General features: G+C 69.1%; 9 protein-coding genes and 3 pseudogenes. 4 read left to right on the forward strand and 8 right to left on the reverse strand.

Annotated features, from left to right (window positions below; genetic code table 11):
• Positions 1-14 precede the first annotated feature (14 nt).
• The 3 genes from ACFVJX_RS21825 to ACFVJX_RS21835 form a co-directional block, all read right to left on the reverse strand.
• Positions 15-410 carry a hypothetical protein gene (locus tag ACFVJX_RS21825; protein ID WP_384128690.1) on the reverse strand — a complete coding sequence of 132 codons (396 nt, stop codon included), beginning with the start codon at positions 408-410 and terminating at the stop codon, positions 15-17.
• Between the two features lie 134 nt (positions 411-544).
• Positions 545-952: a PIN domain-containing protein gene (locus ACFVJX_RS21830; protein WP_384128688.1), complete on the reverse strand. Its 408-nt coding sequence runs from the start codon at positions 950-952 to the stop codon at positions 545-547.
• Entirely contained in the window at positions 949-1,233 is a 285-nt protein-coding gene (locus tag ACFVJX_RS21835) for a hypothetical protein (protein ID WP_384128686.1), read from the reverse strand. The genes ACFVJX_RS21830 and ACFVJX_RS21835 overlap by 4 nt, the downstream gene beginning before the upstream one ends.
• A gap of 87 nt (positions 1,234-1,320) precedes the next feature.
• Between ACFVJX_RS21835 and ACFVJX_RS21840 the strand changes: the two are divergent.
• Together ACFVJX_RS21840 and ACFVJX_RS21845 are read left to right on the forward strand one after the other, a co-directional pair.
• A pseudogene (locus tag ACFVJX_RS21840) lies at positions 1,321-1,562 on the forward strand (Uma2 family endonuclease); the annotation flags it as partial.
• Between the two features lie 273 nt (positions 1,563-1,835).
• Positions 1,836-1,992, forward strand: a pseudogene (locus tag ACFVJX_RS21845) (DUF255 domain-containing protein); the annotation flags it as partial.
• A gap of 169 nt (positions 1,993-2,161) precedes the next feature.
• Here the strand turns inward: ACFVJX_RS21845 and ACFVJX_RS21850 are convergent.
• Complete coding sequence (locus ACFVJX_RS21850; protein ID WP_384128684.1) at positions 2,162-2,503, reverse strand: XRE family transcriptional regulator; 342 nt, start codon at positions 2,501-2,503, stop codon at positions 2,162-2,164.
• Positions 2,500-2,784 (reverse strand): annotated as a pseudogene (locus tag ACFVJX_RS21855) (type II toxin-antitoxin system RelE/ParE family toxin); the annotation flags it as partial. The gene ACFVJX_RS21850 and the pseudogene ACFVJX_RS21855, both read right to left, overlap by 4 nt.
• Before the next feature lie 418 nt (positions 2,785-3,202).
• Between ACFVJX_RS21855 and ACFVJX_RS21860 the strand changes: the two are divergent.
• On the forward strand, positions 3,203-5,248 hold the full coding sequence (locus ACFVJX_RS21860) for a thioredoxin domain-containing protein (RefSeq protein ID WP_384128683.1): 2,046 nt from the start codon (positions 3,203-3,205) through the stop codon (positions 5,246-5,248).
• A gap of 6 nt (positions 5,249-5,254) precedes the next feature.
• Here the strand turns inward: ACFVJX_RS21860 and ACFVJX_RS21865 are convergent, their stop codons facing one another.
• From ACFVJX_RS21865 to ACFVJX_RS21875, 3 genes are all read right to left on the reverse strand, one after another.
• On the reverse strand, positions 5,255-5,884 hold the full coding sequence (locus tag ACFVJX_RS21865) for a TetR/AcrR family transcriptional regulator (protein WP_384128681.1): 630 nt from the start codon (positions 5,882-5,884) through the stop codon (positions 5,255-5,257).
• Between the two features lie 11 nt (positions 5,885-5,895).
• On the reverse strand, positions 5,896-7,413 hold the full coding sequence (locus ACFVJX_RS21870) for a DHA2 family efflux MFS transporter permease subunit (RefSeq protein ID WP_384128679.1): 1,518 nt from the start codon (positions 7,411-7,413) through the stop codon (positions 5,896-5,898).
• A gap of 150 nt (positions 7,414-7,563) precedes the next feature.
• Positions 7,564-8,262 (reverse strand): hemolysin III family protein, encoded by a 699-nt coding sequence (locus ACFVJX_RS21875; protein ID WP_384128677.1) that lies wholly within the window; start codon positions 8,260-8,262, stop codon positions 7,564-7,566.
• A 211-nt stretch (positions 8,263-8,473) separates the two neighbouring features.
• Between ACFVJX_RS21875 and ACFVJX_RS21880 the strand changes: the two genes are divergently transcribed.
• Positions 8,474-10,300, forward strand: coding sequence for a phosphoenolpyruvate carboxykinase (GTP) (locus ACFVJX_RS21880; RefSeq protein ID WP_384128675.1), 1,827 nt, complete (start codon positions 8,474-8,476; stop codon positions 10,298-10,300).
• The last annotated feature ends 99 nt before the right edge of the window (positions 10,301-10,399 follow it).

Below are 10,399 nucleotides of genomic sequence, written 5' to 3' on the forward strand. Positions count from 1 at the left end.
CGGCGTTCGTGTGGCTATGAGATGTTCCAGTCGCCCTTGATCTCGACCTTTTCGTTGAACACCTGGGAGTTCTTGATCAGCGCCGCATTGACCTGTGCGCCTTTGCCCTGGGCCGCCACGGCCTCATCCACCATTCGGCGCATCTCGCCCTCGAAGCCGCGGTCGAGCAGCATGTGGGCGGCAATGGCCCGCTCCAGAGCAATCTGGGCGCTTTCGTCGTCGGGCGCCCGTGTCACCTCGACGAGCGCGGCTTCGGCGGCGGAGTCGCCGCGAAATCGCGCGCGGATTCGCTCCATCAGCCGAGCGCCGCCGTTCCAGCCCGAACGCCCGGCCTCCTGAGCTGCGCTCTCCAGCGCTCCCTTGACCACGAGTGCGACGCTTGCGGCCGCGACAGCCGTTACCGGATCCATTTCATCCCCCGAATTGCCCACGGAGCCAATGACGCACACGGCCCGACCCGAAAAGTTAGACCATGGGAGCAGGGGCTGAGCAGGCTTTCTCATATTCTGATGCAGGTTGGCTGAAAGTTGTTTATACGGCGCCTTCACATCTCTCTGATGATCACGCGGCCTCCGCAGAGCTTCGACCAGTCGTCACGGTCCGAGGTCAGGACGATTACGGGGGCCGGGGCTCGGAGCGCGAGTGCGGCGACGAGAGCGTCGATAGCGTACTTCTGTCCGTGCAGCCCACCTGCGTCCCGCAGCAGCGTCACTGCCGTCAGGGAGTCTTCCTGGCTGACTGGTTCCACCCGCAGTCGGGAGAGCACCCACTTCAAGCGGGCCAGATCGGTCTTCCCATGCGCTGCTTCAACGATGGTCAGCGCGGACACGAGGACGGGGACTCCGACCTGCCGGGATGCCTCGATGCGAGCAGCCATTCTGCGGTCATTGCGCAGGAGCAGGGAGAGCGCCTCGGAGTCGAGCACCAGGGAGCGGGCCGGCTGCTCCTTCACGCGACGCCCCGTTGGTTGTCCCGGGCGTTCTCTTCGGCGTTCTCTTCTCCGAAGAGCCCCCGACGAGCGGCTTCGATCTCCTGTTCCGTGAGCGCGCCGTGTTCCTCTTCGTGTGACGCGACGATCTCGGCGAGCCCGTCCATGGCGAGCTGGTGCCTGACGGCCTCGGTGATGTAGCTGGACAGCCCTCTGCGACCGGTTCGCGAGCGGACCTCACTGATCAGTTCGGTGGGCATGGACACAGAAATGTTCTCGGTGGTCCCGGCTCTGATCGGCTTCATACCCGCAGTGTAAGACAGTGCCTATTACATTGTCTTGCGGTCCATCGGCCGGCTCAGGTTGCCTTACCTGTTTTTGATTGCACAGGGATGCACACCCAGATCAGCGTGGAGAGCAGTACGACCCCGCGTCCGAGGCGCAGTGTGCCGGCACCGAGATCGTGGACGGGGTGGTCATCGTGGGCTCGAGCGCCTCCAAGCGGCACCACCGGCCGGCCCGAATGCCGGCCAACGCCCCGGGCACTCCCGCAGGCCCTGACTGGAACGCCGACACGGACTTCGACGTCCGCCTGCAGGACGTTCCGCTCACCAACCGCCGCCCGGGCGCGACGCCCTGCGGCGGTGGGCGTCGAACCGCCTCGAAGACGCCCGCACGCCGCGCCCGCGCTGTGGCCATGGGGCGCCACCATCGCGGCGGTCATGGTGTACCTCCTCCGAGGAGCCTCAAGCAGGTCGGCGCTGCTGGGCTCAGCCCACTGTTCTGTGGTCCCGAGGCGCCCGCCTCCGGCAGGACGAGGCCTCAGAGTCGGCCCGGTTCGGCCGAGTCAGGTGGAGCCCGTGAGGTCTCCACGGTCGGGGGTGGCGCCCTGTGGGGGCTGGGCCGCATGAACCGGTTGGCTGGTGTGACCTCGCCGTATCCGCCTTCAGCACGCTGACAATCCGGTCGACTGGTGGCCCTGGACGCCGGAGGCCTTCGAGGAAGCGCGACGGCGCAATGTGCCGGTCCTGCTGTCGGTCGGCTACTCCGCGTGCCACTGGTGCAAGTGCACTTAGACACCTCAGCGTCAGGCAGCACTTTGAGGGCCAGGATTCGTCCGTGCATGACGGGTAACGCCTACGAGGCGTTGGTCCTGGCCCTCATGCGAGTGCATACCGGGTCGCGCCTGTCATCGATCCCAACGATCGCTCCCGACGGAGAGGAAGCAGCTTGTCAGCCAAGAACGAGGGACTCGTCGCCGAAGTCGGCGACGATCTTCAGGCGCCCTCCCAGTGCCGTGACGTACGCGGCGAGGGTCTCGACCTCGGTACGTGCCACGGCGCCCTTCTCGATCTGGGAGACGCGCCCCTGGGTGACACCGAGAGTCTCGGCGACCTCGTTCTGCGTCATGTGCTGGCGCTTGCGGACCTCGGCCAGGCGGTGGGCGCGGACCTCCGCGAGCATGGCGGCGCTCCGCTCCTGGACGTCCGCCTGCTCCTCGGTGGTGAGGCCGAGGTCGTCCTTCAGGTCGGTCCAGTCGATTGCGTTGGCCGTCTTCGGCTTGAGAGTGCTCACGATTCCTCCTCGGTGTACGCCTGGTAGGCGGCTTCGGCTTCCTTGATCGCGGTGCGGTACCAGCCGGACCAGTCCCCGGCCTTGTCGCCGCCGACGAGGATGACGGCGTTGCGCTCGGGGTTGAAGACGAACAGCATCCGTACTTCGCTGTCCCCCTTGGAGCCGGGGCGCAGTTCCTTCAGGTTAGGCAGGGTTGATCCGGTGATGCGGTCGACGAGCGGGCGGCCGAGGGCCGGGCCTTCAGCCTGGAGCACGTCGAGTGCGGCGGCGATCTGGGTGAGGGTGTCTCGGTCGCTCTTGCTACGACGCGCTGGCGAACCTGCGCGTCCTCCGACTCCTGCGGAGCTTGCTTCGCCAGAGAGTCCAGGAGCCGCTGCCGCCGAGCATCCAGCGTGGTGCCGTCACGCAGCACCCAGGCATTCCAGCCGCCGAAAGAGCCGTGCCCCACAGCTGCCCTTCGCAGCTCTGGAGGGCGAGGCGAACTGACGTCCATCCGTCAGCCTGATGGCATGATCTTTGGATACTTCGGCGAAGTGCGTGGTGCCCATGCGAGGCCGCGTGAAGTCCAGCTCGGTGGCCACGTCCAACGGTGCGCCCCCCGCCCGGTGATCCGCCGATCATCACGGATGGTCACACTCCGCGTCGAGGTTTTTCGTGCCTGTTGTGGGGTCGGGCACGCGGACATGGGAGAGTGGCGGTATGAACCGACTGGCAAATTCCCAGTCGCCCTATCTCCTCCAGCACGCCTCCAATCCAGTGGACTGGTGGCCATGGGGAGACGAGGCGATGCAAGAGGCCAGGCAGCGCGACGTACCCATCCTTCTGTCGGTCGGCTACTCCGCGTGTCACTGGTGCCATGTGATGGCCCACGAGTCGTTCGAGGACGACGAGGTCGCGGCGTATCTGAACGAGCACTTCGTGCCGGTCAAGGTCGACCGCGAGGAGCGCCCCGACGTCGACGCCGTCTACATGGAGGCCGTGCAGGCGGCCACCGGCCAGGGTGGCTGGCCGATGACCGTCTTCCTCACCGCCGACGCCGAACCCTTCTACTTCGGGACGTACTTCCCGCCCGAGTCCCGCCACGGCCTGCCCTCGTTCCGGCAGGTGCTCGAAGGCGTCGTGGCGGCCTGGACCGACCGGCGCGACGAGGTCGGTGAGGTCGCCGGACGCATCGTCCGCGATCTGTCCGAGCGCTCCCTCGCGCACGGCGGACAGGGTGTTCCGGCCGAAGCCGAACTGGCGCAGGCACTGCTCGGACTGACCCGTGAGTACGACGAGAAGCACCGCGGCTTCGGGGGTGCGCCCAAGTTCCCGCCGTCCATGACGATCGAGTTCCTGCTGCGCCACCACGCCCGTACGGGTGCGGACGGTGCGCTCCAGATGGCGGCCGACACCTGCGAGGCGATGGCCAGGGGCGGAATGTACGACCAGCTGGGCGGCGGCTTCGCCCGCTACTCGGTGGACCGGGAGTGGGTCGTACCGCACTTCGAGAAGATGCTCTACGACAACGCGCTGCTCTGTCGCGCGTACGCCCACCTGTGGCGTTCGACCGGGTCGGAACTGGCCCGCCGGGTGGCTCTGGAGACCGCCGACTTCATGGTCCGCGAGCTGCGCACGGCCGAGGGCGGCTTCGCCTCCGCGCTCGACGCCGACAGCGAGGACGCGGACGGCAAGCACGTCGAGGGCGCCTACTACGTCTGGACACCGGCGCAGCTGCGCGAGGTGCTGGGTGAGGACGACGCCGCGTTCGCGGCCGAGCACTTCGGGGTGACCGACGAGGGCACCTTCGAGGAGGGCGCATCCGTGCTCCAGCTCCCGCCGAAGGGGCCGCATCACCCGCCGCGGACCGGTGAGGTGGTGGACGAGGCGCGGGCCGCCGACGTACGGGCACGGTTGCTCGCCGCCCGTGAGCTGCGCAAGCGGCCGGGCCGCGACGACAAGGTGGTCGCGGCGTGGAACGGGCTGGCCATCGCGGCACTGGCCGAGACCGGCGCCTACTTCGACCGGCCCGACCTGATCGAGCGCGCCACCGAGGCCGCGGACCTGCTCGTGCGGCTGCACATGGGTCCGGTCGCCCGGCTGGTCCGCACGTCGAAGGACGGTCGCTCCGGAGCGCACGCCGGGGTGCTGGAGGACTACGGGGATGTGGCGGAGGGCTTCCTCGCGCTGGCCGCGGTCACCGGCGAGGGCGTCTGGCTCGAGTTCGCGGGCTTCCTGCTGGACATCGTGCTGGAACACTTCACCGGCGAGGGCGGTCAGCTGTACGACACCGCGGACGATGCCGAGAAGCTGATCCGCCGCCCGCAGGACCCCACCGACAGCGCCACCCCGGCCGGCTGGACGGCGGCGGCCGGTGCGCTTCTCTCGTACGCCGCCTACACCGGGTCGGAGCCCCACCGCACGGCGGCGGAGGGGGCGTTGGGCGTGGTGAAGGCGCTGGGGCCGAAGGCGCCGCGGTTCATCGGCTGGGGTCTCGCGGTGGCCGAGGCGCTGCTCGACGGCCCGCGCGAGGTGGCCGTCGCCGGACCGGTCGGCGGGGAGCTGCACCGTACGGCACTGCTGGGACGGACGCCCGGCGCGGTGGTCGCGGCGGGGGAGACGTCCGGCTCGGAGTTCCCCCTGCTGGCGGACCGTCCGATGGTGGACGGGGCGCCGACGGCGTACGTGTGCCGGCACTTCGTGTGCGACGCGCCGACGACGGACCCGGAGGTGCTGGCGGCCGCCCTCGGGGGCGGCGGGTCCTGAGGCGCGTCACAGCAGCAGACCGCCCTCCAGCGTGTCCAGCGCCTCGTTGATCATGGCCACCAGGTCGCCCTGCTGGCCGTGCTCACCCCAGTACAGGGTCACCTCGCGCAGCGCACCCAGCACCGCCGCGACGAAGACCCGGATCCGCAGGTCGTCCGCGCTCCGGCCGGTCCGGTCGGCGAGCACCTGGGAGAGGATCTTCGCCGTGTCCGACATGGTCTCCGTCATCCGTGCCCGGATGGCGGGGACCTCCACCATCAGCCGGGTCCGCCGGCGCAGCTCCTCGTTCTCCATGTCGATGAACGACGACAGCGACTCGATCATCATCAACCGCACGGAGAGCAGGGGTGGTTCATCGGCCGGCCGGCTCCGCAGCGAGGCTTCCATGATCGGGTCGTACTCGTCGGTGAGGACGATGTCCTCCTTGGTCGCGAAGTACCGGAACACCGTGCTCGGCGAGACCTCCGCCGCCTCCGCGATCTGTTCGATGGTCGTCGCCTCGTACCCCTGCTCGGCGATCAGCCGGTACGTCGCCTGCCGGATCGCGACCCGCGTCCTGAGCTTCTTGCGCTCGCGCAGCCCCATCGGGGGCTCGCCGGGTGCGGTGAGGGGCGGGGTACGGGGAATGGCGGCCATGGTCGCCATTGTCAGGCATCGACGGGGGTCGGGGCCACGTCTGCGGGCTTGCTCCGCTTCTGCTCCGGGCCGGTCAGGAAGGCCCCGACCAGCAGGGCGCTGACCAGTGCGGTGGTGCCGATGACGAGCATGACCAGGCTCATGCCGTGCAGATAGGCGGCGTCGGCGGAGTCCGCCAGTTGCTGCGCCCCGAGCTTCGCCGCGACGGCGTGGGCGGCGACGACCGAGTCCCCGGCGGTGTCCGCGGCGGCGGCCGGCAGCCCCGCGGTGTCGAGCCGCCCGCTGTAGGCACCGGCGAGCAGGCTGCCCAGCAGGGCGATCCCGAGGGCGCTGCCCGTCTGGCGCAAGGTCATCAGCAGTCCCGATCCGCTGCCCGCACGGTCCGGGGGCAGGGCGCCCAGCGCGGCGTCCATGGCGGGCACGACGGCGAAGCCGAAGCCGACTCCGGCGATGGAGAGCCAGAGAGCGGTGAAGCCGTAGCCGCTGTCGACCGTCGTACGGCTGCCGAGGAGCGCGGCGAAGGCGAGCACGACGAGTCCGGCCGACATCGTGGCGCGGGCCCCGAAGCGTGCGTCGACCGGGCCGCCCGCCCGCGCGGCGACGATCAGCCCGCCCATCATCGGCAGCATCCGCACGCCCGTGCCGAAGGCGTCATTGCCCAGTACGGCCTGGAGGTAGCCGGGCAGGATGAACATCAGCCCCGCCAGTACGAACATCACGAGGGTCGCCGCGAGCGTGCTGAGCAGGAAGGTCCGCTGCCGCAGCAGGGTCATGTCGAGCATCGGGCGGGTGGCGTTGCGCTCGCGCAGGACGAGTGCGGCGATCATGACCACGCCCACGGCCGGCACCGACAGGACCAGTGGGTCGCCCCAGCCGCGGCCCGGCGCCTCGATGACCGCGTAGATCAGGGTGCCGAGGCCGGTTGCGGTCAGCACGGTGGAGACGAGGTCGACCCTGGGGGCCGCGGGGTCGCGGGTCTCGGGGAGCAGGAACACGCAGGCGGTGATCCCGATGGCGACCATCGGGACGTTGACCACGAAGACCGAGCCCCACCAGAAGTGGTCGAGCAGCCAGCCGCCCAGGATCGGGCCGAGCGGCATGCCGAGCGCGGAGGCGGCCGAGACGATGCCGATGGCCTTCATCCGGTCCTTCGGCTCGCCGAACAGCGAGGGCAGTACGGCCATGGCGAGCGGCATCACGAGGGCGCCGCCGACGCCCATCACGGAGCGGGCGACGATCACGGTGGAGACGTCGTCGGCGAGCGTGCCGAGGACCGAGCCGACGAGGAAGACGGCGAGGCCGGTGATGAGCATCCGCCTGCGGCCGAAGCGATCGCCGAGCAGCCCCGCCGGGAGCATCAGCGCGGCGAACACGACGACGTAGGCGTCGGCCATCCACTGCTGTTCGCCCGTGGTGGCGCCGAGCTCGCCGGCCATGGTCGGCAGCGCCACGTTGAGGATCGTCATGTCGAAACCGAGGACGAGCATGCTCGCCACCAGCGCGCCGAGGGCCCACCAGCGTCGGTTCATGGGATCTCCTTTGAAAGTGCGAGTCAAATGACAGTAACTCTCAAAAGGTTGTTGGTGTCAATCGGTGTGTCCGCGGGGCCCGGACATGCGTCATGGCCGTGACTCGGAAGTCACGGCCATGAGGGGGAGGGGTGGGAGGTGCGGCTCGGCTCAGTTCTGGCTGTAGGCCACCAGGGAGATGCCGACGTAGTGCACGACGAACGCCGCCAGGGTCAGCGAGTGGAAGACCTCGTGGAATCCGAACCAGCGCGGCGACGGGTTCGGCCGCTTTATGCCGTAGATGACGCCACCCGCGCTGTAGAGCAGCCCGCCGACGACGACCAGCACCAGTACCGCGATCCCACCCGTCCGCATGAAGTCCGGCAGGAAGAAGACCGCGGCCCAGCCCATCGCGATGTAGCAGGGCGTGTAGAGCCAGCGCGGGGCGCCGACCCAGAACACCCGGAAGGCGATGCCCGCGACCGCGGCTCCCCACACCGCCCACAGGAGCGGTGTCCCGGTGGAACGGGGCAGGAGCAGCAGGGTCAGCGGGGTGTAGGTGCCCGCGATGATCAGGAAGATGTTCGCGTGGTCGAGCCTGCGCAGCACGGCCTCGCCGCGCGGACCCCAGGTGCCCCGGTGGTAGACGGCGCTCACGCCGAACAGCAGGCACGCGGTCAGGATGTAGATGCCGCAGGCGATCCGGCCGCGGGCGGTGTCCGTGAGCGCGATGAGCACGATGCCCGCGATCAGGACCGCGGGGAACATCCCGGCGTGCAGCCAGCCGCGCATCCGCGGCTTCAGCGGGACGGTCTCGGTCTCGGCTGGGTCCAGCCCGGCAGGTTCGGGCGCGGCGGCGGCAGCAGTCATTCCCGCATCGTACCTACGCCACCGTAGGTTCCGGATATGAGTGGTGATGCTCACGTGGGCGGCCCTCTGGACATATGGGCGGAACGGTCGGATGATCAAATGAGTGCGGTCGGCACCGGATGAGCGCCAGGGGAATGCGAAGGGGTAGAAGCATCCGGGTCGCAGCCCCCACGGGGCAACTACCAACACACACCCTCATCAAGGAGCGATCGTGGCGCGCGACATCGCGGCTCCCCTCACTGTTCCCACCAACCACCAGGAGCTCGTCTCCTGGGTCGACGAGATCGCAGCCCTCACCGAACCGGACCGGGTGGTCTGGTGCGACGGCTCCGAGGCAGAGTACGAGCGCCTGTGCGGGGAGCTCGTCGCCAAGGGCACGTTCACCAAGCTCGACGAGATCAAGCGCCCGAACTCCTACTACGCCGCCTCCGACCCCAGCGATGTCGCGCGGGTCGAGACCCGGACGTTCATCTGCTCCGAGAAGGAGGAGGACGCCGGTCCGACGAACCACTGGAAGGCCCCCGCCGAGATGCGGGAGATCTTCGTGGGGGAGAAGGGCGTCTTCCGCGGCTCCATGCGCGGTCGCACCATGTACGTCGTGCCCTTCTGCATGGGCCCCGTCGGCTCGCCGCTCTCCGCGATCGGCGTCGAGATCACCGACTCCGCGTACGTCGCCGTCTCGATGCGCACCATGACGCGCATGGGTCAGATCGTCCTCGACGAGCTCGGCACCGACGGATTCTTCGTCAAGGCCGTCCACACCCTGGGCGCACCGCTCGCCGAAGGCGAGGCCGACGTCCCGTGGCCCTGCAACTCCACCAAGTACATCTCGCACTTCCCCGAGGACCGCGAGATCTGGTCCTACGGCTCCGGCTACGGCGGCAACGCCCTGCTCGGCAAGAAGTGCTACGCGCTGCGCATCGCCTCCGTCATGGCACGCGACGAGGGCTGGCTCGCCGAGCACATGCTGATCCTCAAACTCACCCCGCCGCGCGGTGAGTCGAAGTACGTCGCCGCCGCGTTCCCGAGCGCCTGCGGCAAGACGAACCTCGCGATGCTGGAGCCCACGGTCTCCGGCTGGACCGTCGAGACGATCGGCGACGACATCGCCTGGATGCGGTTCGGTGCGGACGGCCGGCTGTACGCGATCAACCCCGAGGCCGGATTCTTCGGCGTCGCGCCCGGTACCGGCGAGCACACCAACGCCAACGCCATGAAGACCATGTGGGGCAACTCAGTCTTCACCAACGTCGCGCTCACCGACGACGGTGACGTCTGGTGGGAGGGCATGACCGAGGAACTGCCCCAGCACCTCACGGACTGGAAGGGCAACGACTGGACCCCCGAGTCCGGCACCCCCGCCGCCCACCCCAACGCCCGCTTCACCGTCCCCGCCGGACAGTGCCCGATCATCGCGCCCGAGTGGGAGGACCCGAAGGGCGTGCCGATCTCGGCCATCCTCTTCGGCGGCCGCCGCGCCTCGGCCGTCCCGCTGGTCACCGAGTCCTTCAACTGGCAGCACGGCGTCTTCCTCGGGGCCAACGTCGCCTCCGAGAAGACCGCCGCCGCCGAGGGCAAGGTCGGCGAGCTCCGCCGCGACCCGTTCGCCATGCTGCCGTTCTGCGGCTACAACATGGGCGACTACATGAACCACTGGCTCAAGGTCGGCGCGGACAAGCCGGACCAGTCGAAGCTGCCGAAGATCTACTACGTCAACTGGTTCCGCAAGAACGACGCGGGCAAGTTCGTCTGGCCCGGCTTCGGCGAGAACAGCCGAGTCCTGAAGTGGATCGTGGAGCGCCTGGAGGGCAGGGCCGAGGGCGTCGAGACCCCGATCGGCATCCTGCCGGCCAAGGGCTCGCTCGACACCGAGGGCCTGGACCTCTCCGAGTCCGACCTGGACTTCCTGCTCAAGGTCGACAAGGAGGTCTGGCGCGAGGAGGCGGCGCTGGTCCCCGAGCACCTCAACACCTTCGGTGACCACACGCCCAAGGAGCTGTGGGACGAGTACCGCGCGCTGGTCCGGCGCCTGGGCTGAGTGACCGCGGCGCCGGGGACCCGGGCCGGGTGAACCGAGGCATCAGGTACGGGAAAAGCGGCGCATCGAACGATGCGCCCCAGTTCCCGGCACGCTGGG

Source organism: Streptomyces sp. NPDC127177, assembly GCF_042672475.1.
Classification (GTDB): Bacteria; Actinomycetota; Actinomycetes; order Streptomycetales; family Streptomycetaceae; genus Streptomyces.